21 protein-coding genes and 1 tRNA gene are annotated in these 24911 nt (G+C 52.4%); 1 reads left to right on the forward strand and 21 read right to left on the reverse strand.

The features are described from left to right. Window positions 1-514: 514 nt before the first annotated feature. Window positions 515-3346, reverse strand: coding sequence for a bifunctional diguanylate cyclase/phosphodiesterase (locus BMY01_RS02165; protein WP_254772559.1), 2832 nt, complete (start codon window positions 3344-3346; stop codon window positions 515-517). Window positions 3347-3842: 496 nt separating this feature from the next. Between BMY01_RS02165 and BMY01_RS02170 the strand changes: the two genes are divergently transcribed. Further along, window positions 3843-4952, forward strand: a complete 1110-nt coding sequence (locus BMY01_RS02170; RefSeq protein ID WP_074743917.1) for an SLC13 family permease — start codon at window positions 3843-3845, stop codon at window positions 4950-4952. Between the two features lie 168 nt (window positions 4953-5120). Here BMY01_RS02170 and nuoN read toward each other — a convergent pair whose 3' ends face one another. From nuoN to pstC, 20 genes are all read right to left on the reverse strand, one after another. Further along, window positions 5121-6566 carry an NADH-quinone oxidoreductase subunit NuoN gene (nuoN, locus tag BMY01_RS02175; protein WP_074743918.1) on the reverse strand — a complete coding sequence of 482 codons (1446 nt, stop codon included), beginning with the start codon at window positions 6564-6566 and terminating at the stop codon, window positions 5121-5123. A 47-nt stretch (window positions 6567-6613) separates the two neighbouring features. Then, window positions 6614-8098: an NADH-quinone oxidoreductase subunit M gene (locus tag BMY01_RS02180; RefSeq protein WP_074743919.1), complete on the reverse strand. Its 1485-nt coding sequence runs from the start codon at window positions 8096-8098 to the stop codon at window positions 6614-6616. Window positions 8099-8182: 84 nt separating this feature from the next. Then, the gene (nuoL, locus tag BMY01_RS02185) at window positions 8183-10135 is read right to left on the reverse strand and encodes an NADH-quinone oxidoreductase subunit L (RefSeq protein ID WP_074743920.1); all 1953 of its coding nucleotides are present in this window, start codon (window positions 10133-10135) and stop codon (window positions 8183-8185) included. Window positions 10136-10201: 66 nt separating this feature from the next. Continuing rightward, window positions 10202-10507: an NADH-quinone oxidoreductase subunit NuoK gene (nuoK, locus tag BMY01_RS02190; protein ID WP_175463191.1), complete on the reverse strand. Its 306-nt coding sequence runs from the start codon at window positions 10505-10507 to the stop codon at window positions 10202-10204. A gap of 46 nt (window positions 10508-10553) precedes the next feature. Continuing rightward, complete coding sequence (locus BMY01_RS02195) at window positions 10554-11159, reverse strand: NADH-quinone oxidoreductase subunit J (protein ID WP_074743922.1); 606 nt, start codon at window positions 11157-11159, stop codon at window positions 10554-10556. Window positions 11160-11355: 196 nt separating this feature from the next. Next, on the reverse strand, window positions 11356-11844 hold the full coding sequence (nuoI, locus tag BMY01_RS02200; protein ID WP_011380443.1) for an NADH-quinone oxidoreductase subunit NuoI: 489 nt from the start codon (window positions 11842-11844) through the stop codon (window positions 11356-11358). A gap of 14 nt (window positions 11845-11858) precedes the next feature. Continuing rightward, window positions 11859-12959 carry an NADH-quinone oxidoreductase subunit NuoH gene (gene nuoH / locus BMY01_RS02205; protein ID WP_074743923.1) on the reverse strand — a complete coding sequence of 367 codons (1101 nt, stop codon included), beginning with the start codon at window positions 12957-12959 and terminating at the stop codon, window positions 11859-11861. 22 nt (window positions 12960-12981) lie between these two features. Next, window positions 12982-15423, reverse strand: a complete 2442-nt coding sequence (nuoG, locus tag BMY01_RS02210; RefSeq protein WP_074743924.1) for an NADH-quinone oxidoreductase subunit NuoG — start codon at window positions 15421-15423, stop codon at window positions 12982-12984. A gap of 63 nt (window positions 15424-15486) precedes the next feature. Further along, window positions 15487-16764 (reverse strand): NADH-quinone oxidoreductase subunit NuoF, encoded by a 1278-nt coding sequence (gene nuoF, locus BMY01_RS02215; RefSeq protein ID WP_074743925.1) that lies wholly within the window; start codon window positions 16762-16764, stop codon window positions 15487-15489. After that, the gene (nuoE, locus tag BMY01_RS02220; RefSeq protein WP_074708789.1) at window positions 16761-17237 is read right to left on the reverse strand and encodes an NADH-quinone oxidoreductase subunit NuoE; all 477 of its coding nucleotides are present in this window, start codon (window positions 17235-17237) and stop codon (window positions 16761-16763) included. The genes nuoF and nuoE overlap by 4 nt, the downstream gene beginning before the upstream one ends. Window positions 17238-17264: 27 nt before the next feature. Then, entirely contained in the window at window positions 17265-18518 is a 1254-nt protein-coding gene (locus tag BMY01_RS02225; protein WP_074743926.1) for an NADH-quinone oxidoreductase subunit D, read from the reverse strand. 21 nt (window positions 18519-18539) lie between these two features. Beyond that, complete coding sequence (locus tag BMY01_RS02230; protein WP_074743927.1) at window positions 18540-19157, reverse strand: NADH-quinone oxidoreductase subunit C; 618 nt, start codon at window positions 19155-19157, stop codon at window positions 18540-18542. Window positions 19158-19165: 8 nt separating this feature from the next. Continuing rightward, window positions 19166-19642: a NuoB/complex I 20 kDa subunit family protein gene (locus BMY01_RS02235; protein WP_074743928.1), complete on the reverse strand. Its 477-nt coding sequence runs from the start codon at window positions 19640-19642 to the stop codon at window positions 19166-19168. A 4-nt stretch (window positions 19643-19646) separates the two neighbouring features. Beyond that, window positions 19647-20003: an NADH-quinone oxidoreductase subunit A gene (locus tag BMY01_RS02240; protein ID WP_011380435.1), complete on the reverse strand. Its 357-nt coding sequence runs from the start codon at window positions 20001-20003 to the stop codon at window positions 19647-19649. Between the two features lie 107 nt (window positions 20004-20110). Further along, window positions 20111-20195: transfer RNA gene (locus BMY01_RS02245), tRNA-Leu, on the reverse strand. A 97-nt stretch (window positions 20196-20292) separates the two neighbouring features. Then, complete coding sequence (secG, locus tag BMY01_RS02250) at window positions 20293-20646, reverse strand: preprotein translocase subunit SecG (protein ID WP_074743929.1); 354 nt, start codon at window positions 20644-20646, stop codon at window positions 20293-20295. Between the two features lie 17 nt (window positions 20647-20663). Then, window positions 20664-21419, reverse strand: a complete 756-nt coding sequence (tpiA, locus tag BMY01_RS02255; protein ID WP_074743981.1) for a triose-phosphate isomerase — start codon at window positions 21417-21419, stop codon at window positions 20664-20666. Window positions 21420-21634: 215 nt separating this feature from the next. Continuing rightward, window positions 21635-22444, reverse strand: a complete 810-nt coding sequence (pstB, locus tag BMY01_RS02260) for a phosphate ABC transporter ATP-binding protein PstB (RefSeq protein ID WP_074743930.1) — start codon at window positions 22442-22444, stop codon at window positions 21635-21637. After that, window positions 22438-23370, reverse strand: a complete 933-nt coding sequence (gene pstA / locus BMY01_RS02265; RefSeq protein WP_074743931.1) for a phosphate ABC transporter permease PstA — start codon at window positions 23368-23370, stop codon at window positions 22438-22440. Before pstA ends, pstB begins: the two co-directional genes overlap by 7 nt. A 113-nt stretch (window positions 23371-23483) precedes the next feature. Then, window positions 23484-24416 carry a phosphate ABC transporter permease subunit PstC gene (gene pstC / locus BMY01_RS02270; RefSeq protein WP_074743932.1) on the reverse strand — a complete coding sequence of 311 codons (933 nt, stop codon included), beginning with the start codon at window positions 24414-24416 and terminating at the stop codon, window positions 23484-23486. Window positions 24417-24911: the final 495 nt, after the last annotated feature.

The raw sequence follows: 24911 nt of genomic DNA on the forward strand, positions 1-24911 counted from the left end.
TTGCCTTGGAGATCATGCGGTATCAGCTTGAGCTTGGATTCAGCGTTCATCGTCCTCACGCGCCGCGTTATGCAAACAAGCCCCGACCGATATTGAATCTACTGGGTGAGTCGGCCCTGAAGGTTTAAGTTGAATAACGCTAATTCCCCTAAAACCCTCTCAATAGACACTGTTTTGATTTATGATCGTCTATCTATCACATCATCTTTAATCCGTGTAAGGGTAAAGATCCTTGGCTACGCCACTCCTCGTCCCATTGAAGACCGGGTGCAAGTCAACCTAGGCTTTGAATCCTTCAGCATTCCATCAGGCGACTTCACCGCACACATAACCACACTTCCCACTCCACTGAACCCTCGATCCCCGGCGGCGGGAAGGAAAAAGGTGGCAAACCTCTTATCGGTTTGAGTTACAGCTCAAAATCCTCTCATTCCTTTGAAATATCCTTATGCCATTCCGTGATTCTGTATCTCAATTGATGCCTAGGCTAAAAGTCTTGACTAGCTGATTCGCCTCAGGCGTATATAAATATAAACTCCTCAAATTGCTCCAGTGGCAGAGGTTTACTGAACAGATAGCCCTGATAGGCATTGCATCCATTGGTGGTGAGAAAGTCCTTTTGTGATCCGGTTTCCACCCCTTCAGCCATTACCGCCAATCCCAGGCTTTTTGCCAAGAGCAAAATAGCACGGACGATTGTTGCGTCGTTGTTATCAGTCAATACATCTCTCACAAATGATTTGTCAATTTTTATCCAGTCCAGTGGCAGCCGCTTCAGATAGTAGAGCGAGGAATAACCTACACCAAAATCATCCAGGGCGAAACCCACACCCCTGGTTCTAAGTGCCATCATTTTTGCGATAGTGTCGTCCATATTCTGCACCATGATACTCTCTGTTAGCTCAAGCTTGAGTCTTTCCGGATTAACGCCGGTACGATCCAGTGCAGAAATCACATGCTCGACAAAATTGGGCTGACAAAACTGGCGAGGACTAACATTCACAGCGAGATTGAGCCGTGCTGTCTCCGGGCGCTTTGACCAGATTGCAAGTTGGGTACAGGCAGCTTTCAGCACCCATTCGCCTAAAGGAAGAATCAGACCAGTTTCCTCCATTTGAGGAATAAATTCTAATGGGAATAACAAGCCTCGACGGGGGTGCTGCCATCGCACCAACGCCTCCGCACCTATTATTCCGCCGTTATCCACCTGCGCTTGGTAGTGGAGAACAAACTCGTTTCGTTCGCAGCTTCCGTGCAAATCCGACTCCAGGGTAGCGCGAGCAGTCATTACTGCTTGCATATCCGGATCGAAAAAGCAGACCGCATTGCGGCCCGATGCCTTTGCCTGATACATCGCCAGATCCGTTTGCTTGAGCAATTCGTCTGTTGTGTGGGTGTGATCGTTAAATAGCGCCACGCCGATGCTTGGCGTAATGTGATGTTTATAAGCGACCAGATTAAAAGGTTGGTTGAAGGCGTAGCGAATCCTGTCGCAGATAGTTTTTATCTCCTCAACGGCTTTGTCATAATCTTCGCTAAAATCAGGTGCCAGAATCACCACAAACTCGTCCCCACCCAAGCGCGCCACCGTGTCGGTGTCGCGCACACTAGAGATTAGGCGAGGAGCGACCTGCTGCAGTAACAGATCCCCCAGATCATGGCCGAGCGTGTCATTGAGCAATTTAAAATTATCGAGATCGATGAACAGCAATGCGCCAGTATGCTGGCGCCGGGCCGCGGAGGCCAGAGCCTGCTGCAACCGATCCAGCAAGAGTTGTCTATTGGGTAAACCCGTCAAAGAATCATAGAAGGCAAGATGAAGAATTTCATTCTCTGCTGCCTTGCGCTGGGTAATATCTGTATTGATCGCGAAGACAAACTGCGGTTGTCCATTGTCATTTCTGACCAAGGTCCAATGGGCTTCAACAAGCAATATGCTTTTGTCCTTGCGACGTTGCGCTATTTCACCTCTCCATTCCCCGGATTTCAATAACAATCTAGTTGCTTCGTTGAAAGCCAGGAGATTGTCATACAAGATCTCTATCGATTTGCCGACTACCTCTTCCGAAGCCCATCCGTAGAGCCGCTCAGCACCCTGGTTCCAAAACTCGATACGATGATCAATACCGCGCACCATAATCGCATCAGTCGCCTTGTCCAGAAGGGAAGCCTGTTGGCGAATGCGGGCATCAGCTTCCTGACGTGCGAGGGCTGTTGCCTGCTGTTCCACCATAGCCAACACTAGTTTTTTATTTACGCGTCCCAGTGCCACAGCCTTCTCTTTGTTCGCGGAAAGGATAAAAGAAACCATGGCTGCCAGGAAACTGACCACGATTCCGCTTAGGAGGATGAGAAACGGCTCGTAACTTCTTATGGCTTTTTCAAACAGAGGACGTGAAGACGCTTCGATCGTCCAAGTCTGCCCATACAAAGATATGGGGATGACGCGTTTAAATTTAGGTGTATCAGATGCGCTCTCAGAATGATGTTTTCTGCTACCAAAAAGAAGAGAACCCTCTTTCATTGCCTTATTAGCAAAAATTCTCAAATCAAGGTTATCAAGCTCCGTCTGAAGAACAGCTCGCACGAAATCATCCATCCTGAATCGGGCATATACATAACCGCTAAGCGATGCACGCCGGTCTTCCAGCGTTTCCGGTAGATTTGCAACCCCGTAATAAGGAAGATACATAAGAACACCCGCCTGGACATCTTCCCATGTTTCCTGAATGAGTTTTACCTTGTCGGAAAGTGCTGCTACTCCCGTATCCCGTGCGCGAGACATGGCAGCGTATCGAACGGGATCTGAAAGCATGTCATATCCAAAAGCGCGCAGGTTGCTTCCAGAGAAGGGTTCAAGATAGACGACCGAGGTGTACTCTTGCCGAGAGTCCTCGGGCCAGACTTTATAGAAAGGAAACCCTTCCGCACGCACTTCTTCAATATGGGCAGCAAGTTTCGAAGGAGGGATATATTTTGCGAACCCGATCCCTTCGATTCCGGGATAGTTATCATCTATCCGTAATGCTGTGACATACGTGCGCCATTCTTTTCGAGAAACCGATTGGGAGGCAAGCAGGAGCCCCACCCCACCTTTCAATACCTGCTCATATCCCAAAAAGTGATGCTCTATTTTGCGAATAACCTCTGCTAGTACCTTGTCGAATTGCGTATTTTCGTTTCGCTCCTGGAGATTCTGGACGATCGACCAGCCAGCGAGTGTAAGCGATATAAAAAACGCAAGTGTTAGAGTGGCAATAGTTGCGCGAGAAAATTCACCCTCGAAAATGGGGCTACGTTTATAGATTTCCATCGCCCTCTTTAAAACGTCGCGAATTTCTTTCATGGACAAACTTTTTATGTTCCCAGCAGTTGTATTGTCGGGTTAGAACAGGAGGCTTTAATTTAGAAATGGACAGATCAAGATTGTTAAAACTCGAAGCTCTTTTCACCCCCCCTAGTTACGGGGGTAGTTCCAGCGACTTCGGGGTATCACTGAACTGTACAAAGGAATGGGTACGTAATTTTCGGAGATGTTTTGCTGCTTTTATATAAAGATGTGAAGGGAAAATTCTTCGCTTTTTTCGGGAAGCTAGACTTACTGGAGTTGCTCTAGATTCCTCTAATCGTTTACATCTTAATAGAATTGCAGTGGCAGACTTGAAAGGCGATTACTGCTTGCAAAACTCCTGGAGGATGAAGCAGAAAAAAACAGCAAATCTGGCGATGAATTACTGCCGAAGAATGAGACTGCCAAGCCAACATTGCGTCCAATCAGCAGTACTGCTTGTAAATTTGGAAGGCTGCGATTTGTTCAGGGCTTCCTCAGGTAAGATGCGGGAATGATTCAATTATCCATTCAAATCTGGCGGAAGGATTATCTGCTGTGGTTTCTTGCCGGACTCCTCATCACCCTGACCATAGCGGAACCTGCACGACTCGTTTCATATCCTCGCCTCGTCGACTGGCCCACCATCGGTGGCGTAGCGGGATTGCTCATACTTGCCAAAGGTATTGAACTCTCCGGCTATCTGCACCGCTTTGGCAAGCGACTGATAGAAATCATGCGCACCAGCCGATCCCTTGCAGCATTGCTCGTTCTGGCAGCAGCGTTACTTTCTATGGTGCTGACCAACGATGTCGCCCTGTTCATAATGGTGCCGTTGACCACAGGCCTGCATGGTGTCGGCGTGATTCCTGTGACGCGACTTATCGTCGTGGAGGCATTGGCTGTAAATGCAGGTTCAGCTCTTACACCTATCGGAAACCCACAAAACCTGTTTTTGTGGAAAGTATCCGGCGTATCCTTTCATGAATACGTACAAGCGATGCTGCCTCTAGCGCTCATCCTGATCACCAGTCTCCTGGTGTTGATCGCATTCATGTTCGACAGCAATCGCATTCAGGTCAGGGAAGAGGTTGATATGCCAATAGCGAACAACAAGCTATTCCATTCATCCTTGATTCTCTATCTACCATTTCTGATTCTTATTGATTTACATCAGGCGGAACTGGCGGTTTTGCTGATACTCATGGTCTTCTTTATCCGGCATCGCAACATTCTCATGAATGTGGATTGGGGACTCATTCTCGTACTTGCCCTTATGTTCGTGAACATGCGCCTTATCGCTGATAGCCACACTATTCATTCATTTTTTACAGAATTGAGGCTGGACGAGCCCGAGCGGCTTTACTTTGCGGGTATTGCGCTTGCACAGATCATGAGCAATGTGCCCGCTGCAATTTTATTGACCGACTATTCAAGCAACTGGAAACTGATTGCCTACGCGGTGAACGTTGGGGGATTTGGCTTTGTATTGGGGTCTCTCGCCAATTTAATAGCGCTACGGCTCGCCCGGGACAGAAAAGCGTGGCTGGTATTTCATGTCTACTCCCTGCCATTTCTGCTTGTCACGGGTACTTTCGTCTATCTGTTGCTATTCATTGGTTAACATTCCATTGGATTTGCCCGTGGCCCTACCTCTCCCATAAGGAAGAGAGAGCAGCCGCGGTTCTGTATGCGATAAATGGAAGCCTCTTCACGCGTCCAGATACGGAATCATCTGCAAGCGCCGCCTATCCCTATGCAGGAATAGGCGGCTTGTGATGCGGAAGGAGGATCAAGCCGATTGCTGTATCGCGTAGGTGCAGAGGGCAATAAGCGACTGGGGGAAGATGCCGAATGCGAGTATTGCGAGGCCGTTGGCGCTCAGTAATACCTTTACGTCGCCCTTTGGCGCGATGACCGCATCGGTTTCAGGCTCGTCGAAATACATGAGCTTGACGATACGCAAGTAATAGAATACCCCGATCAGCGAAAGGAGCACAGCCAGCACGGCGAGCCAGGTGTACCCTGCGTTCAGCACGGCCTGAAGCACTGACAGCTTGGCATAAATGCCAACGGTGGGCGGGATGCCGGCCATGGAGAACATCAGCAGCAGCATGATAAAAGCATACCATGGATTGCGCCGGTTGAGCCCTTTGTAATCATCCAGTTTGTCCGCTTCAAAACCCGCGCGCGAGAGAAGCATGATAATGCCGAACGTACCCATTGTCATGAGCACATAGACCACGACGTAGAACATTGCGGCACTGTAGCCGTTTTCATTCGCGCCGATAAGGCCAAGCAGCATGAACCCCATGTGCGAGATGGTGGAATAGGCCAGCATGCGCTTGATGTTGCTCTGGGCGATAGCGGCAATATTGCCAATCACCATTGACGTGATTGCAAGTATGATCAGCATGCCCTGCCAGTCGCCGGACATTGCACCCAGACCTTCCACCAGCAGGCGCATGACAAAACCGAATGCCGCGAGCTTCGGCGCCGAACCGACAAACAGCACCACTGCTGAAGATGCTCCTTCATAAACATCGGGCGCCCACATATGGAAAGGCGCCGCGCTCAGCTTGAAACTGATGCCGGCCACAATGAAAACCAGACCGACAACCAGCACACCCCGGCTGATTACTCCGCCTTCGATCGCTTTTGTCACACTGGCGATATCAAGCGAGCCGGTGGCCCCATAAATCATCGACATGCCGTACAGCAGAAAGCCAGATGCCAGAGCACCCAGGACAAAAAACTTTATTGCTGCCTCGGTGGCCCCTGCCGAGTCGCGCCTCAACGCCACCATCGCATAGAGGGACAAGGAAAGGAGTTCCAACCCGAGGTAGAGTGTCATGAAGTGGCTGGCGGAAATCATGACCATCATTCCGAGGGTCGCAAACAGCGCGAGGCTGAAGAATTCTCCGCTGAGTATTCCCCGATCCGAAATATAAGTACGGGAATAAGCCAGCACCACGGATACGGTGATATAAACCAGCATCTTGAGAATGTCGGCTAGCGTGTCATCGACAAACATGCCGGAAAACGTATGGACGGTGCCGGGTTGCAAGGTACCGAAGGTGATCAACATGCAGCTGAACAGCGTCAGTTGGGCTAAAAGATAGGCAGTGCCGGGCTTCTTGTCGCCCCATGCAAGATCAGCCATTAATACTCCGCACACCATTACCAGAAGGAATATTTCCGGATAGGCTGGCGCGAAATTAGGCAGCATAAAATTCATTTATCATCCTTAGCCGAGTCGGGGCGCGCTTCACTCACTGCAATTCACTACAATTTGCTGCGAGCAACATGCGCAAGTAAATCATCAACTGTGGTATGCATGACTTCCGTCAAGGGTAGCGGATACAGTCCCATCCCCAATACCGCCACCGCGAGTACGGTCAATACAAGAATCTCGCGCGCGCCGATATCTTTCATTTCCTCCACTGCCGGATGCACAACAGCGCCGAATATCACGCGCTTATACATCCACAGGGTATAAGCTGCGCCCGTAATGAGCGTCGTGGCGGCCAGAAACGCATACCAGAAGTTCACTTTCATCGAGGCCATGATGACCATGAATTCGCCGACGAAACCGCTGGTACCGGGCAACCCGGAGTTAGCCATGGCAAACAGCATGAAGAAAGCGGCAAAGGCAGGCATGCGGCGCGCCACTCCCCCATAGTCCACGATCTGGCGGGAATGCAGTCTGTCATACATGACGCCAATACAAAGAAACATTGCAGCCGAAATAAAACCATGTGAAACCATCTGAACCATGGCGCCTTCGAGGCCGTAATTATTGAACAGGAAAAAACCGAGGGTGACGAAACCCATATGCGCCACCGATGAGTAGGCGATCAGCTTTTTCATGTCCGCCTGCACCAGGGCAACCAGGCCGATATAGACGACCGCGATCAGCGACAATGCGATCATCATGCCCGCGAGTTGGTGACTCGCATCCGGCAGGATCGGCAGCGAAAACCGCAGGAACCCGTAGCCTCCCATTTTCAGCAGGATAGCGGCAAGCACCACCGAACCTCCAGTCGGCGCTTCCACGTGCGCGTCGGGCAGCCAGGTATGGACGGGCCACATGGGGACTTTGACAGCAAAAGCCAGCAGGAAGGCGATGAATATCAGGACCTGCGATGCCATCGACAAAGGCAGTTTATGGTATTCGAGTATCGAGAAGCTGCCTTCGGAAACCTGGTAAAGATAGATGAATGCCACCAGCATCAGCAGTGAACCGAGCAGCGTATAAAGGAAAAACTTGATTGCCGCATAAACCCGGTTGGGTCCGCCCCACACCCCGATGATAAGAAACATCGGAATGAGTGAAGCTTCCCAGAAGACATAGAAGAGGATTGCATCCAGCGACGAAAAAACACCGTTGACGATGCCGGACATGATGAGAAAGGCGCCCATGTACTGCGATACGCGCCGGGTAATCACTTCCCATCCCGCAATCACTACCAGAGGGGTGGTAAAAGCATTCAGCAGTATCAGGGGCATGGCGATTCCATCCACCCCGAGGTGGTAGTGGACGTTGAAGCGTTCGATCCACACATGGTTCTCGACGAACTGCATGGTGCTCGTCAACGGCTCGAAGCTGGTATAAAGCGGAATCGCCACCAGAAAACCCGCAACCGAGCCGACGAGTGCGATCATGCGTGCCAGGGGGGCATTACGATCTCCACCGGTAGCGAGTACAGCAACACCGGCGAGGATAGGCAGCCAGATAACCAGACTTAACAGGGGGAAACCAAACAACATGTCTATTCCATTTTTTTCATTAGCGTGCAGCGGATGCGGGAGGGTCCCACAACTAACATTTTTATTGTATTTTTCGTTGTCCCATTACCAGAACAACCACAAACTCATCAGTATAAACACGCCAACGATCATGGTGAACGCGTAGTGATAGATGTAGCCGGTCTGGAAGCGGCGCATCAATGTGGAGGCTCCGGCTACTAACCCCGCCGTGCCATTCACAAAGAACCCGTCAATTACCTTGACATCCCCGAACTTCCACAATCCCCGGCCAAGCAGACGCGCCCCGCCTGCAAACAGCCAGGAATAGAGTTCGTCTATGAAGTATTTGCGCTCAAGCAGCGTTGCAAACGGTCCCGCCGCCCACTTGATTTTCCCGGGCAGATCAGGCTTTGCAATATAGAGATACCAGGCGGCAAAGATACCTGCAACGGATAACCAGAAGGGGATGGTGGAAAGCGCATGCCTCATCATTTCCGGTATGCCGTGAAACTCCGCTGCCAATTTCGCCATTGCTTCGTGTTGAGGCGCGATCTGTATCGTATTGGCAAAGTAATCGCCAAACAGCATCGGGCCTATCAGCCAGCCTGCGCCGATGGTCGGTATGGCGAGGGCAACGAGAGGCAGGGTCACCACCCAGGGAGATTCATGCAAGTGCTCTTCAGTGTGATGGTCCATGCGTGGCTGACCGTGGAACGTCATGAACAGCAGGCGAAAGGTATAAAATGCGGTTACGAAGACAGTAGCCACGGCACAGAAATAGGCAAAGCCGGCACCGGGGATATCGGCAAGGTGCACCGCTTCTATGATCGACTCCTTCGAGAAGAAGCCCGAGAGGCCCGGGACACCGGCACTGGCGAGCGCGGCAACAAACATGGTCCAGTAGGTAATGGGCATGTATTTCTTGAGTCCGCCCATCTTGCGCATATCCTGTTCATGATGCATCGCAATAATCACGGAACCTGCGCCAAGGAACAGCACTGCCTTGAAAAAGGCATGCGTCATGAGGTGAAAAATCGCGGCCGGATAAGCGGACGCCCCGAGCGCCACCGTCATGTAGCCGAGTTGCGACAGGGTCGAGTATGCCACGACGCGCTTGATGTCGTATTGGACGATCGCCACCAGCGCCATGAACAAGGTCGTGATGCCACCTATCACCAGCACCACGGAGAGTGCGGTCTCGGTCAGTTCGAACAGGGGTGACATGCGCGCCACCATGAAAATACCGGCGGTGACCATGGTTGCAGCATGAATCAGGGCCGAAATGGGCGTGGGACCTTCCATCGAATCCGGCAGCCAGACATGGAGTGGAAACTGAGCCGATTTACCCATGGCGCCGACGAAAAGCAGGATACAGATGACGGTCAGTATTGCCCAGGGCGAACCGGAAGTGATTTCGATCGTCTCAGCCGCGACGTTGGGCGCCTGGGCAAACACGGCAGCATAATCCAGCGTTCCGAAATACACCAATACCAGACCGATGCCCAGGAGAAAACCGAAGTCACCGACACGATTGACCAGGAACGCCTTCAGGTTCGCGTAAATGGCCGTCGGGCGCGTATACCAGAAGCCAATCAGGAGATATGAGACCAGTCCTACCGCTTCCCATCCGAAGAACAACTGGAGGAAATTGTTGGACATCACCAGCATCAGCATGGAGAAGGTAAAAAGCGAGATATAGCTGAAAAAGCGCTGATAGCCAGGGTCGTCATGCATATAACCGATGGTATAGATATGCACCATCAGCGATACGAAACTCACCACAACCATCATGGTCGCGGAAAGCTGATCGATCAGAAACCCTACTTCGAAACGCACACCGCCCGATGTCAGCCAGGTATAAACCGTGCCGTTGTATACGTTTCCTTTCAGTACATCGAGGAACACGGCAATGGACACTGCCAAGCAGACGAACATAAAGGCAATGGTGACGCGATGGCTTGCGGCAGGACCAATCACACGTCCAAGCAGGCCGGCTATGAGCGCCCCCGCCAGCGGCGCCAGAGGCACCAACAGGTATAGATTTTGCATCTCAGTCATGAAATTCAGGTTTTTGTTTTTGAACCAGCGATACCGACTCCGAACTATTGAACCTGGCGATTAGCCTCAGCCTTTAAGCCTGTCCAGGTCATCGACATCGATGGTACGCAGGCCACGAAACAGCACAACCAGTATCGCAAGCCCGATGGCAGATTCCGCTGCAGCAACGGTAAGGATGAAAAACACGAACACTTGACCGGATGCGTCCTGGAGATAATGCGAAAAAGCAACAAAATTCATGTTTACCGCCAATAGCATCAGCTCAATGGCCATCAACAGGATGATCACGTTCTTTCTGTTGAGGAAGATGCCGACAATGCTGATGGCAAACAGAATCGCACCGATAACAAGATAATGGGATAACGAAACCACTACACCCCCTTTCATGGCGGCGTAAAAACGCCGCAATATATTACTTTTATTCTTTCTTCTCGGACGCCATCGACACGATGCGGATGCGGTCTTCACGCTTCACCGCTACCTGTTTGGCGACATCCATGGATTTGCTCTCGCCCCGCTGACGCAAGGTCAGCGCGATTGCAGCCACAATCGCGACCAGCAGAATCACCGCCGCGAGCTCAAAGGCATAAACGTATTCGGTGTAGATCAGGCGTCCCAGTTCCTTGGTATTGCTGTAGTCGGCCGCCCGGGCCACCGGGGCGGGAAGCTCATTGGCACCGAACTGCTTGCCCGTCAAGACCATGGCCATCTCAATCGACATCACCAAACCGAGCAATAATCCGAACGGAAACCACTTCCAGAAGCCTTCCCGAAGCCGGGCAAGATTGATGTCGAGCATCATCACGACGAACAGGAACAGCACCATCACCGCTCCCACGTAGACCAGCACCAGGGTAATGGCAAGAAATTCCGCTTCCAGCAGCAGCCATAATCCGGCGGAGGCAAAAAAGGCCAGCACCAGCAACAACGCCGAGTGCACCGGATTGCGCGCGGTGATGACTCCGAGGGCCGAGGCCACCAATACCGCGGAAAAAAAGTAGAAGATTATATCTGCAAAACTCATATGGGTACTTCTAGAAATCCGGGAGTCTGGAAGGGTTCACGTAAGATAAAAATGAGCTCATGAAAATGCCTTCCGCTTTGTTTCTGCGGATAAGCGTGACGAGCGGCAACAGTCCAGCACTCCGCACGACGGAGGACAGTGCAAGTCCAGGACTGATGAAAATATCCACTGCCAATATTGGCGAGCCAAGTGCGATTCATCGGTAACCTGCATCGGCTGCCCGATCCTTTGCTATCTGTTCCTCGTACCGATCCCCCACTGCCAGCAGCATCTGCTTGGTATAGATGAGGTCGCCACGCTTCTCCCCGTGGTATTCCAGAATGCGCGTCTCGACGATGGAGTCCACCGGACAGGATTCCTCACAGAAACCGCAAAATATGCACTTCGTCAGATCGATGTCGTATCGCGTGGTACGGCGCGTTCCATCTTCGCGCTGCTCGGATTCGATGGTAATCGCCAATGCCGGGCATACCGCTTCGCACAGCTTGCAGGCTATGCAGCGCTCTTCTCCGTTAGGATATCTGCGCAAGGCATGCAAACCTCTGAAGCGAGGGGATTGCGGTGTCTTTTCTTCGGGAAAATACACCGTGATCTTCCGCGCGAACATATTTCGCCCCGTCAGCATCATTCCTTTGATGAGCTCGAACAGCAGGAAAGTGCGGAAAAAATCCTTGATTCGGTTCATGGTTTCCTCCTGTGTCAGTGAAACCACAAGTTAAGCGGGAATGTGCTCCGAATCGATTCCGGAAGCTGCATCACCAGGCCAAGCACCACTATCCAGACGAGCGTGATCGGAATGAACACCTTCCAGCCAAGACGCATGATCTGGTCGTAGCGATAACGTGGGAACGTGGCGCGGAACCAGAGAAAACAGAACAACAGAAATGATGCTTTCAGGACCAGCCAGATGAAGCCGGGAACCAGGGTGAACGGCGCAACGTTGACAGGAGGCAGCCAGCCACCCAGGAATATGATGCTTGCAAGCATGGCCACCAGAATCATGTTGGAGTATTCCGCCAGGAAAAACACCGTGAACGCCATACCCGAATACTCGACATGAAAGCCCGCCACGATTTCGGACTCACCCTCGGCGACATCGAATGGGGCACGATTGGTTTCCGCGACGCCGGAAATAAAATAAACCAGAAACATGGGAAACAGCGGTATCAGATACCAGTTCAGCATGCTGGCCCCTTGCTGGCCCTTGACGATGTCACCCAGGTTCAGGCTCTGGGACATCATGAGCACGCACACCAGTGCAAAACCCATGGCCAGTTCGTAAGAAACCACTTGAGCCGCCGAACGCATTGCTCCCAAGAATGCGTATTTGGAGTTGGAGGCCCACCCCGCAATGATGATGCCATAGACCCCCATCGAGGTCATGGCCAGAATATAAAGCAGACCGGCGTTGATGTCCGCCAGGACCACATCCGGAGAAAAGGGAATGACTGCCCAGGCCGCCAGCGCCGGCGCAAACGTCAGTATGGGCGCAAGCACGAACAGGACTTTGTTCGCTCCGCTCGGGATGATGATTTCTTTCATCACCGCCTTTACCGCATCGGCAATGGGTTGCGCCCACCCCCCCAGCCAGGGAATGCCAAAGAAGGTTACCCGATTGGGACCCACGCGCAGTTGCATATAGCCAATGATTTTGCGTTCGGCGAATGTGAGATAGGCGACTGCCAGCATCAGTGGCAGCACGATGGCCACAATCAAAAGGACATTCTTCACCAGCAGGAAAAGAGCAGGTCCCCACTCAGGACCAAAAAAATCCCCGAACAGTTGTTGCGCGTATTCCATCAGATAATCCGAGTATCGTTCGTCACGATTTTTCCACCGTGATCTGATCAAACATTCCGCCCAGGGCCGCGGTCGAAGGGTGGGCGGAGGCAATCCTTATACAGTTGGCAGGCAACTTGTCATCCTGTGCGACAGGCAGTTGCACCTCACCTTCTTCCTGCTTTAGCCGTATGACTTCTTCCGTCTGCAGGCCCAATTGCGCCATGAGGCTGCCCGACATCCATGCTAAAGGCGCCGCCGCATCGCGCGTGCGCTGCAATGACTCTGCCCGGCGCACGATGAGGTCAGCCTGATAAATCGGAACCTCACCGATACGTTGTAATCCTTCGCTTCCCTTATTTTCCTTACCGGCTTCAATGGGATTCACAGCAAGACTTCCCAGCCGGCTATTCAACCAGGCACTGACGTCGTTTCCGGCCGGAAGAACGTCCCCCCGCACCTGCTCCGACGTTTCATAATCGAAGCCATCGAGTTGCAGGATATTACCCAGCACCCGCAATACCTTCCATGCGGGACGCGTTTCCCCAAGCGGCGCAACCACACCGTTGAAGCTTTGCACCCGCCCTTCCGTGCTGACGAAAGTACCCGAGGTTTCCGTGAAGGGCGCGATCGGCAGCAATACATCCGCATAATTGTCCTGAATCGCAGCATGGCTCTTGTATGCAGTCATCATTACAACCAGATCGGCCGCTGCCAGCGTTCTGACGGCGCGCTGGGTGTTGTAGCAATCCAACTCCGGCTCCAGGTTCAACAGAATGTATGCCTTGCATCCGGTCCCGCTCGCCGCATCGTCCATGCCGAGCATTTGTGAGGCATTGGCGCCCTGCCCTCCATGCCTGTCCCCGGCAGTATCTGCGTTACGGTTACCAAAGCGGTTACCAAAGGGAACCGCACCGGCAATATAAGCTCCGACGCTGTTGGCAGCCTCTCCCAGCACTCCGAAACGGACGTCGGAAATTTGTGCGATATGCTGGGCAAGCTTGCAGATATCCGTGTAGCGGGGGTGGTGTTGCGCGAGATTTCCGATGAAAATTGCAGCGGGTTTGTTGTCGCTGAGACTGATCGCTATCGCACGGGCAGTATCGCTCGCACTGACAGTGCTCAAGGCATTTTTAGCGTCATCGGGAATCTCAACGCCCTTCAACTCGGCAATGGCTTTCAACACCTCTGCCAGCATGGATACCATTTTGTCGGGCGCAACAATAGCACGATTTCTTACCTTGGTCAGCAGGTCATCGTCGATCGGATTGATCACATTCAATTCCGCGCCGTGCTTCACTGCCTGACGGATACGATGTGCAAGGAGAGGATGATCCTTTCGCAAGGTGCTGCCTATGACGAGCAATGACTTCAACTGCGAAATTTCGGCAATGGGCATTCCTAACCAGGGAGCGCCCTGCATCTGCGAGTCCGCGCGGAAATCGCTCTGACGCACGCGGTGATCCACGCTTGCGCTGCCTAATCCCCTTACAAGTTTCTGCAACAGGTAAAGTTCTTCAAGCGTGCTGTGAGCAGAACCCAGCGCTCCGATGCTTTCCGCTCCATACTTTTCTTTCACATCTTTGAGGCCATTGGCCACAAACTCCAGCGCAGTTTGCCAGTCGCATTCCTGCCACACGCCTCCCTGCTTTATCATCGGCCTGGTAAGACGCTCCTCGGAGTTTAACCCCTCGTAGGAAAAACGGTCTTTGTCCGATAACCAGCACTCGTTGATTTCCTCGTTCTCGCGGGGCAGCACGCGCATCACGCGATTCTGTTTTATCTGGACGATGAGGTTGGAGCCGAGACCGCAATGCGGGCTTATGGATTTTCGGCGCGATAGCTCCCAGGTGCGTGCGGAATAGCGGAACGGCTTGCTGACAAGCGCGCCCACGGGGCACAGATCGATCACATTGCCGGATAACTCCGAATCCACGGTTTTACCGACAAAGGCGAGTATCTCCGAATGCTCTCCACGTCCCACCATGCCCAATTCCATGATCCCCGCGATTTCCTGCCCGAAACGGACGCAACGCGTGCAATGAATACAACGGGTCATGTCGGTGGAAATCAGCGGACCGAGATTCTTGTTCGCCACCACACGCTTGGTTTCGGTATAACGCGATGAGCTTGCTCCATAGCCCACGGCCAGATCCTGCAACTGGCACTCTCCGCCCTGATCACAAATCGGACAGTCCAGCGGGTGATTGATGAGCAGGAATTCCATCACACCTTTCTGGGCCGTTACTGCCTGCCCGGAGTGGGTGAAAACCTTCATGCCCTCCATCGCGGGCGTAGCACACGCCGGCAACGGCTTGGGCGCCTTCTCAACCTGCACGAGACACATGCGGCAGTTGGCGGCAATGGAGAGCTTCTTGTGATAGCAGAAATGAGGAATGTATATGCCGAGCTGATTGGCACCATCCATGACAGTGCCATTCTTGGGCACGGACACCGGTTTACCGTCGATTTCGAAATTGATCATTACTTATGTGCTCCGGGGCAACAAGCAGCCGCAAACAAGAAAAGACTCATGACTTCATCCGTGTTACACCAGGCATTTCTTGTGTTCGACGTGATACGCAAATTCGTCACGGAAATGCTGAATCATGGCGCGCACCGGCATGGCGGCGGCATCACCCAATGCGCAGATGGTACGCCCCTGAATGTTGTCGGCGAGATTATTGAGCAAATCCAGGTCTTCCATGCGCCCTTTTCCTGTTTCGATCCGATGGACAATGCGGTAAAGCCATCCCGTGCCTTCACGGCAGGGTGTGCACTGGCCGCAGGATTCTTCATAGTAAAAATAGGATAAGCGCTCCAGGGCCCTGACCATGCAGGTCGTATCGTCCATGATAATGACCGCGCCTGAACCGAGAAATGATCCTGCCTTGGCAATCGAGTCATAGTCCATGTCGGTCTGCATCATGACATCACCCGGCAATACCGGCATGGATGAACCTCCGGGAATACAGCCTTTCAGCTTGCGCCCGCCGCGCATGCCCCCAGCCATCTCCAGCAAGGCCGCGAATGGCGTGCCAAGGGGCACTTCATAATTGCCGGGCTTGTTCACGTGACCCGAAACGGAAAAAATCTTGGTTCCGCCGTTGTTTGGCTTACCCAATTGCAGAAACTTGTCACCGCCGTGACGGATAATCCAGGGTACCGACGCGAATGTCTCCGTGTTGTTGATGGTAGTCGGTTTACCATAGAGACCGAAACTTGCGGGAAAAGGCGGCTTGAAGCGCGGCTGACCTTTTTTGCCCTCCAGCGACTCAAGCAGCGCTGTTTCCTCGCCGCAGATATAGGCGCCGTAACCATGATGATTGTATAACTGGAAGCTGAAATCGGAACCGAGGATGTTATCCCCCAGATAACCCGCCGCACGGGCTTCATCCACTGCCTCCTCCATGCGCTCGTAGACGTCCCAGATTTCGCCATGCACGTAGTTGTAGCCCGCCTTGATGCCCATCGCATAGGCTCCGATCAACATGCCCTCGATCAGCATATGCGGGTTGTAACGCATGATGTCACGATCCTTGAAGGTACCAGGTTCGCCTTCATCCGAATTGCATACCAGGTATTTGTCGCCTTCGTACTGCTTGGGCATGAAGCTCCATTTCAACCCGGTCGGAAAGCCGGCTCCGCCGCGACCTCGCAAGGCGGACTTCTTTACCTCCTCGATGACCTTTTCCGGGGGAATTTTCTCGCTCAGGATTTTTCTGAGCGCAGCATACCCTTCACGCTGTTCGTAATTCTTCAGCCGCCAATCGTTGGGGTCCGATGGGTTCAATCCGTCCAGCAGTATCTGTGCAGGCTGGTTCATTTGCTCAAATCCTCCAGCAACTGGTCGATCTTGTCGTTGGACATGAAACTGCACATGCGTTTGTTATTGACCAGGAGAACCGGCGCATCTCCACATGCACCCATACACTCCCCTTCTTTCAAGGTAAATTTTCCGTCCGTAGTGGTTTCGTTGAAGCCTATTCCCAGCTTTTCCCGGAAGTGGGCGACTGCCTCGTTCGCGCCGGACAGCGCACATGGAAGATTCGTGCAGACCGTGATCTTGTATTTTCCGATTGGCTGCAAATTGTACATGGTGTAGAAAGTAGCCACTTCGTATACGGCGATCGATGGCATGTCCAGGTACTCCGCCACAAAATCCATCGTTTCGGTGGTCAGCCACCCTTTCTCATCCTGGGCGATGGCGAGCGCCGACATTACCGCGGATTGCTTCTGGTCTGCGGGATATTTGGTCAACTCGTAGTCGATTTTTTTCAGAGACTCTGCGCTTAGCATGTTGATAGCCGTTTCACCTTCAGTACGTCATCTGTCTATTTCACCAAACACAATATCCTGGGTACCAATGATGGCAACCACATCGGCAATCATATGGCCGCGCGACATCTCGTCCAGCGCTGCCAGATGGGCAAAGCCGGGAGCGCGGATTTTCATGCGGTAAGGCATGTTGGCGCCATCCGATATCAGGTAAATGCCGAATTCCCCTTTCGGGTGCTCGACTGCCGCATAGGTTTCACCGGGCGGCACGTGAAACCCTTCAGTGAAAAGCTTGAAATGATGGATCAGTTCCTCCATGTTCTGCTTCATGTTCACACGGGGAGGCGGTGCGACCTTGTGATTATCCGTTATGACCGGCCCGGGGTTTTTGCGAAGCCAGTCGACACATTGCCTGATGATGCGATTGGACTGCCGGAATTCTTCGATCCGGACCAGATAGCGGTCATAGCAATCTCCATTGACGCCGACAGGTATATCGAAATCGAGCTGATCGTAGACTTCATAGGGCTGCTTCTTCCGCAGATCCCATTCAACACCGGACCCCCGCAGCATGGGGCCTGTGAATCCCAGAGCCATGGCCCGCTCGGGAGAAACCGTTCCAATGCCTACCAGCCGCTGTTTCCAGATACGGTTATCGGTAAGCAGGGTCTCGTACTCGTCGACGTACATTGGAAACCGGTTGGTGAAGTCTTCGATGAAATCGAGCAGCGAACCCTGGCGGTTCTCGTTGCGCGCCTGGGTTGTTTTTTCGTCGTGAATTTTTGACGCCTTGTATTGCGGCATTGAATCCGGCAAATCCCGATAAACACCGCCCGGCCGGTAGTAAGCCGCATGCATCCTTGCACCCGAAACCGATTCATAGGCATCCATCAAGTCTTCCCGGTCACGGAATGCGTAAAGGAATACCGTCATCGCGCCCACGTCCAGCGCGTGTGCTCCCAGCCACAGAAGATGATTGAGTATCCGCGTGATTTCGTCGAACATCACCCGGATATACTGCGCGCGTATGGGCACTTCGAGCTGAAGCAGCTTCTCGATCGCCATTACATATGCATGCTCGTTGGCCATCATGGAGACGTAGTCCAATCTGTCCATGTAAGGAACTGACTGGATATATGTCTTGTATTCGGCAAGCTTTTCCGTTGCACGATGCAGCAAGCCGATGTGCGGATCGGCACGTTGTATGACTTCCCCGTCGAGCTCCAGCACCAGTCGCAAGACACCGTGGGCGGCCGGATGCTGCGGGCCGAAGTTCATCGTGTAATTACGTATCTCAGCCATCGTTAACAGACCACAAAAATCTCATTCAGAGTCCCCATAATGCTCTTCCCGGATAACGCGCGGCGTGATCTGGCGCGGTTCTATGGTGACCGGCTGATAGATGACCCGCTGTTGGTCGGGATCGTAGCGCATCTCCACATTGCCGCTGAGCGGAAAATCCTTGCGGAATGGATTACCGATAAATCCGTAATCGGTGAGGATACGGCGCAGGTCGGGGTGACCGGTGAACACGATGCCATAAAGATCGAATGCTTCGCGTTCAAACCAGTTGGCGGAAGGCCATATATCTATTACCGAATCCACAACCGGAAATTCGTCATCTTCGGGGAAGGCCTTTACACGCACTCTGCGGTTATGCCGGATCGAAAGCAGGTGATAAACGACAGCGAAGCGTTTGCCCTCACGTCCTTGCTCAGAAGGGGGCTCTACTCCATAGATGGAGTAATCCACTCCACACAGGTCGATGAGCATCTCGAAACCCAGTTCGGGATGGTCGCGCAAGACGCTCATCACCGGCAACAGGTTAGCCGGAGGCACCGTAATGATGAGCTGGTCCAGTTGCTGATCGACGTTGGCAAGTTTATCCGCCAACACATTCTGAAGGCAAAGGGCGAGCGTTTCCAGGCGAGTGGACGACATAGATGAGCCTAACGAGCGATGGTATTGGTGCGATGGATCTTGTTCTGGAGCTGGATAATGCCGTACAGCAGGGCTTCTGCGGTAGGCGGGCAACCGGGAACATAAATATCGACCGGGACGATACGATCACATCCGCGCACCACCGAGTAGGAGTAATGATAATAACCGCCGCCATTGGCGCAGGAGCCCATGGATATCACCCAGCGCGGCTCTGCCATCTGGTCATACACCTTGCGGAGAGCAGGCGCCATTTTATTACAAAGGGTTCCGGCAACAATCATGACGTCCGACTGACGCGGACTGGGACGAAACACAATTCCAAAGCGGTCGAGATCGTAACGGGATGCGCCTGCCTGCATCATTTCGACGGCACAGCATGCCAGGCCAAAAGTCATCGGCCACATCGAGCCGGTACGCCCCCAGTTGATGACCGAGTCAAGGCTTGCAGTGACAAAGCCTTTTTCCATTACTCCGTTCGTACTCATGGCCTCAATCCCACTCCAGAGCACCCTTCGTCCACTCGTAAATGAAGCCGACGACAAGGATGCCGAGAAAAACCATCATGGCAATAAAACCGAACAGACCGATTTCATTCAATACCACTGCCCATGGGAACAGGAACGCTATCTCCAGATCGAACAGAATAAATAGAATAGCTACCAGGTAGTAGCGCACGTCGAATTTCATGCGCGCGTCTTCAAATGCCTCGAATCCGCATTCATAGGGAGACAGTTTTTCGCTATCTGGACGGTTGGGACCGAACAGCCAGCCAAATCCCATTGCCAAAGCCCCTATGGCAAGGCCAAGCAGGATAAACAACAGAATAGGAAAATAGTTTTCGAGCATGTAATGTGTTAGCTATCGAACAAATATAAGACTTGTTTCCAGGTAGCATTTATATACCTTTGTCGGTATCTTCTGCTGGCCTGATGCTCAGTCCTGTTGCTGCTAAATGGTGCCGACGGCGAGACTCGAACTCGCACAGCTTTCGCCACCGCCCCCTCAAGACGGCGTGTCTACCAATTCCACCACGTCGGCAGCTTAATTTGAATGCCGTTTAATTTGAACACCGGGTCGGAACTTAATCTGGTTAGAACACAATTCCAACCGGTTGTTCAATTAGCTCAGCATTAACTTACTCAGGTATTTCTGTTGCCTTGGAAGGTCCCTCTTCTGCTGGAGGTGCTGCCGGAGCGGGCTCTTCGGGCTTGACAGATTGAATGGGCACAGCTTTATCCATCACTCCTCCACTCTCGTTCCTGTTGGTGGAAAGGTAGGTCAGGCCAAGGCTGGTCATGAAAAATACGGCAGCCAGAACGCCTGTCGTCCGGCTGAGGAAGTTCGCGGAACCACTGGCGCCAAACAAACTTCCCGACGAGCCGCTGCCAAAAGCCGCGCCCATGTCCGCACCTTTGCCATGCTGCAGCAGAACCAGGACGATTACGCCCGCTGCAGACAAGACATGTAGTATCCAGATCAGTGTTTCCAAGGTTGCTCCAATAAGAATTAATCTTTTGCGGCCCGGGCAATCGCGATAAATTCTTCGGCAACAAGTGAAGCGCCGCCAATCAATCCACCGTCAATGTCGGGCATGGCGAATAGCTCAGTAGCGTTGGCCGCCTTGACACTGCCGCCATAAAGAATTTTCAATCCCTCGGCTACTTCCGCTGCGTCGGCAGTAATTCTGCCGCGAATAAACGAATGTACCTCCTGAGCCTGATCGGGGCTCGCGGTCTTGCCGGTGCCGATGGCCCACACCGGTTCATAAGCCAGCACCGCCGTACCCAAGGCATTTATCCCCGCCGCCTTCACTACCGCATCCAGTTGCTCTGCCACAACCTGCTCCGTAATCCCGGCCTCCCGCTGCTCGAGAGTTTCACCCACACATAAAATAGGTATCAGGCCGGCACCTTGTGCCGCCTTGAATTTGAGCGCTACGGTGTGGCTATCCTCACCATACAGCGCCCGCCGCTCGGAGTGACCGACAATCACGTAGCGACAGCCAAAATCCAGCAGCATGGGCGCTGAAACTTCACCGGTATAGGCGCCTTTTTCATGCTGGCTCACGTTCTGGGCACCCCAGGAAACGTGCGTACCTTCCAGAATCGATTGCACCTGGGGTAGGTAAGGATAAGGTACGCATACCGCCAACTCGACTCCGCCCAGGTCTGCCGTCGCAGCAAGAACTGCATTCAGCAAATCCCGGTTCTGCAGCGTTCCGCCGTGCATTTTCCAGTTACCCGCAACCAGCTTGGAACGTATAGCCATGAAGGATTCGCCTTTAACTTGAAAGCTGCGAATGTTACCCGTGAATGGATACGGGGTCAATCGGGGGCTGCATCAAGCTTTGAACCACTGGCCAGACAAGTATTCCTGCAAACCAGGATTTTTCAGACAGAAAAGCCTTACGGCTGAATGAATAACAATTTCCCGGCAACCGAAAAGGGGAAAGAGGGAAAAATTGGTGCGAAGACTCCTTATCCAAAGCGCCCGGTAATGTAATCTTCCGTCTGCTTGTTTTTAGGTTTGATGAAAATCGTATCCGTCACACCAAACTCGATCACTTCGCCCAGGTACATGTAAGCGGTATAATCCGACACACGGGCAGCTTGCTGCATGTTATGTGTAACGATCAGGATCGTTACCTTGTCTTTCAGATCGGCTATAAGTTCCTCTATACTCGCCGTAGCAATGGGGTCAAGTGCAGAAGTGGGTTCATCGAACAGGAGAATCTCAGGATCGGTTGCAAGTGCGCGCGCGATGCACAACCGCTGTTGCTGTCCGCCCGAAAGATTGTATGCAAGCTGATGCAGGCGATCCTTCACTTCATCCCACAGGGCAGCCCCCCTGAGTGCGTCTTCCACTTTTTCATCCAGTATCGCGCGGCGTCTAACACCCCGGACCCGTAAACCATAGGCAACGTTCTCATAAATGGATTTCGGAAAAGGATTGGGTTTCTGAAATACCATGCTGATGCGCATGCGTACTTCAATAGGGTCCACGCTCCGGGAAAGAATATTGACATTATCCGGGTGAAGGATAATGTCTCCCATGTAGCGATTCCCTGGATAGAGATCATGCATGCGGTTGAAGCAGCGCAGGAACGTCGATTTGCCGCACCCCGAGGGACCGATCAAGGCGGTCACCTTTTTTTCATGCAGCATCATGTTGATGTTCTTGAGTGCCGAAAATGAACCGTAGTAGAAACTCAGGTTCCTGACTTCGGACTTGTATTGGGACGGCGAAACATCTCCCACTGGGTGCTCGGACGAAAAATCTTTTACCATTTGAGATTCTTGCGCATCCGGTAGCGAAGATAGATCGCGAGCGCATTCATGGTGAGAGTCATTATCACCAGTACCAGGCCAGCCGCGGCTGCGTTCACCTGAAACGCTTCTTCCGGCCGTGATACCCAGTTGAACATCTGGATAGGCATGACAGTAAATGGCGCCATCAGCCATTCGAAGGAAATATAAGGAAACTCCTCCTTGAAGGGAGATGGCGGTAGAAAAGCAATAAAGGTCAACGCACCGATGGTGATAATGGGAGCCGTTTCTCCAATTGCACGCGCAAGCCCGATTATGATGCCGGTAAGAATGCCGGCTGCGGAATAAGGCAGAAGATGATCAGAAACAGTTTGCCATTTGGTTGCCCCCAGCGCATAGGCGCCTTCACGTATAGTTACCGGGATGGCGCGTATTGCCTCCCGGGTCGCAACGATAACGATCGGAAGAATGAGCAGGGCCAGCGCAAGTCCCGCGGAGAGAATGCTCTGGCCGAATCCAAGTTGATGAACAAACAGACTCAGCGCCAGAAGCCCGTAGATAATCGATGGCACGCCGGCAAGGTTGGTCACATTGATCTCGATGATCTCGGTAAGAATATTTTTAGGGGCATATTCTTCCAGATAGATGCCTGCTCCAACCCCCAGAGGCACCGCTGCCGCCGCTGTCACTATCATTACGAGGGTGGTTCCCACCCAGGCGGAGAGTATGCCTGCCGATCCTGGACGCCGCGAGGGAAAGGATGTGAAGAAATCCCAGGACAAGCGAGGAAGACCATCAATGAGCATGTGCGAGAACAAGGCGATGAACGTAAGTACGGCAATCATCAGCACAAGCAAGCCGGTAACAAGGAAAATCAGATCCCCCAGCTTGTGCCGGGCGATGATAGCGCGAACCTCCCTCAGGTTTTGAGCATCACTGTCACTCATGGGTGCATTCTTGCAAAGGAAATGAAAACCGGGGAGTTGGATTCAACAGGAACCGCCCACGGAATTTTCGAGATGAAATAAATTGGTCATGGAAACAGGTATCGAAACATACTTCAATATACCTCGCGGAAACGCTTGCGCAGAAGATGCCCGATAATATTGAATACCAACGTTATAAGCAGCAGGGTCAATCCCGCTGCAAAGATAGTCTGGTATCCGATACTGCCGTGCGGCAGATCGCCCAGACTTACCTGAACGATATAAGCGGTGATGGTGGCGGCAGGCTCCATCGGATTCCACGTGAGGTTTGGCTGCATTCCCGCTGCTATCGCAACCACCATCGTTTCCCCCACCGCCCGGGAAATACCCAGAATATAAGCTGCGGCAATGCCGGAGAATGCTCCTGGCATTACCACGCGAACAGCCGTCTGAAACCGGGTCGCGCCCATTGCATAAGAGCCTTCCCGCAGATGCATGGGTACCGCGCGCATCGCATCTTCCGCCATGGAACTTACATAGGGAATGATCATGATGCCCATCACCAGCCCTGCCGAAAGAAGACTGAAACCGGGCAATTCCGGAAAAATTTTCTGCAATAGAGGCGTAACAAACAGCAATGCAAAGTAGCCGTATACAACTGTTGGAACACCCCCCAGCAGTTCAAGAAAGGGCTTGGCCATCTCACGAACGGTGAAAGGCGCGAACTCGGATAGATAGATGGCAGTGATGGTGCCCATCGGGATGGCAACGAGCAAGGCCACAGCAGAGCTTACTACGGTGCCGGAAACGAGTGGAAGTATACCGTAATGCGCATTATCGAAAAGGGGCGTCCACTGCGTGTCAGTAAGAAATTCCCAGAGAGATACATGCTTGAAAAATGAAAGGGATTCCGTGACCAGCATCACGACGATCGCTAGGGTAATGGCGACGGAAACGAATGCCGTCAAAAAAAGCATGGCCTCAATAAAACGCTCACTCAGATGACGTCGATAGTTATATCCAAGTGTACTGGAGTCGGGAGTATTATCGGAACGGCGCGCTGTCACCGGGAACTGCACCTTGAAGTGAGACCATTGGGAGGGGCCTAAATAGTATGATGGAAATGTTACAGTTTCGTGACAACCATTCACACAAAAGAAATCACCTCTCCCTACGGCGGAGCCAGAAAATCATTCAGGGATTATGCTATCGAGGGTTAATCCCGAACGCTGTTACATAAATATAAGTGCAGCGTCCTGAGAATAAATAACCCGTAACGACAGAAATCGGATCCTCGATCAGGAAATTCAGGCTGAACTGATTAAGCGGGAAGCATAGCAGACAGCAGGGTGTTTTCACTGGATTCGGCTTCGAATCCAGTGAAAACACCGGAGGCAACGAGAAAGTATAAACTGGATCGGTAATTACAGCAGCAAAGGAACGCACTGCTCTCTACCGAGATCCGGCTTACTCCTCGTCTTCCTCTTCCTCGTCTTCCTCATCCTTTTTTTCGGGCTTGAGCACCATCTTGCCCTGCTTGATGCTCTCGTTCAGGTCGGTTT

The sequence above is a fragment of the Nitrosospira multiformis genome, assembly GCF_900110185.1.
Classification (GTDB): domain Bacteria; phylum Pseudomonadota; class Gammaproteobacteria; order Burkholderiales; family Nitrosomonadaceae; genus Nitrosospira; species Nitrosospira multiformis_A.

Coding starts and splice junctions, on each gene's coding strand:
- BMY01_RS02230 (WP_074743927.1), bottom strand. CDS start 19,157: ATGTCGTCCACTCGCCTGGAAACGCTCGCCCTTTGCCTTCAGAATGTG.
- nuoG (WP_074743924.1), bottom strand. CDS start 15,423: ATGATCAATTTCGAAATCGACGGTAAACCGGTGTCCGTGCCCAAGAAT.
- BMY01_RS02235 (WP_074743928.1), bottom strand. CDS start 19,642: ATGAGTACGAACGGAGTAATGGAAAAAGGCTTTGTCACTGCAAGCCTT.
- BMY01_RS02165 (WP_254772559.1), bottom strand. CDS start 3,346: ATGAAAGAAATTCGCGACGTTTTAAAGAGGGCGATGGAAATCTATAAA.
- nuoH (WP_074743923.1), bottom strand. CDS start 12,959: ATGGAATACGCGCAACAACTGTTCGGGGATTTTTTTGGTCCTGAGTGG.
- BMY01_RS02180 (WP_074743919.1), bottom strand. CDS start 8,098: ATGTTGTTTGGTTTCCCCCTGTTAAGTCTGGTTATCTGGCTGCCTATC.
- pstB (WP_074743930.1), bottom strand. CDS start 22,444: ATGGTAAAAGATTTTTCGTCCGAGCACCCAGTGGGAGATGTTTCGCCG.
- pstA (WP_074743931.1), bottom strand. CDS start 23,370: ATGAGTGACAGTGATGCTCAAAACCTGAGGGAGGTTCGCGCTATCATC.
- BMY01_RS02170 (WP_074743917.1), top strand. CDS start 3,843: ATGATTCAATTATCCATTCAAATCTGGCGGAAGGATTATCTGCTGTGG.
- nuoL (WP_074743920.1), bottom strand. CDS start 10,135: ATGACTGAGATGCAAAATCTATACCTGTTGGTGCCTCTGGCGCCGCTG.
- nuoE (WP_074708789.1), bottom strand. CDS start 17,237: ATGCTAAGCGCAGAGTCTCTGAAAAAAATCGACTACGAGTTGACCAAA.
- nuoI (WP_011380443.1), bottom strand. CDS start 11,844: ATGAACCGAATCAAGGATTTTTTCCGCACTTTCCTGCTGTTCGAGCTC.
- nuoN (WP_074743918.1), bottom strand. CDS start 6,566: ATGAATTTTATGCTGCCTAATTTCGCGCCAGCCTATCCGGAAATATTC.
- BMY01_RS02195 (WP_074743922.1), bottom strand. CDS start 11,159: ATGAGTTTTGCAGATATAATCTTCTACTTTTTTTCCGCGGTATTGGTG.
- BMY01_RS02225 (WP_074743926.1), bottom strand. CDS start 18,518: ATGGCTGAGATACGTAATTACACGATGAACTTCGGCCCGCAGCATCCG.
- nuoF (WP_074743925.1), bottom strand. CDS start 16,764: ATGAACCAGCCTGCACAGATACTGCTGGACGGATTGAACCCATCGGAC.
- BMY01_RS02240 (WP_011380435.1), bottom strand. CDS start 20,003: ATGCTCGAAAACTATTTTCCTATTCTGTTGTTTATCCTGCTTGGCCTT.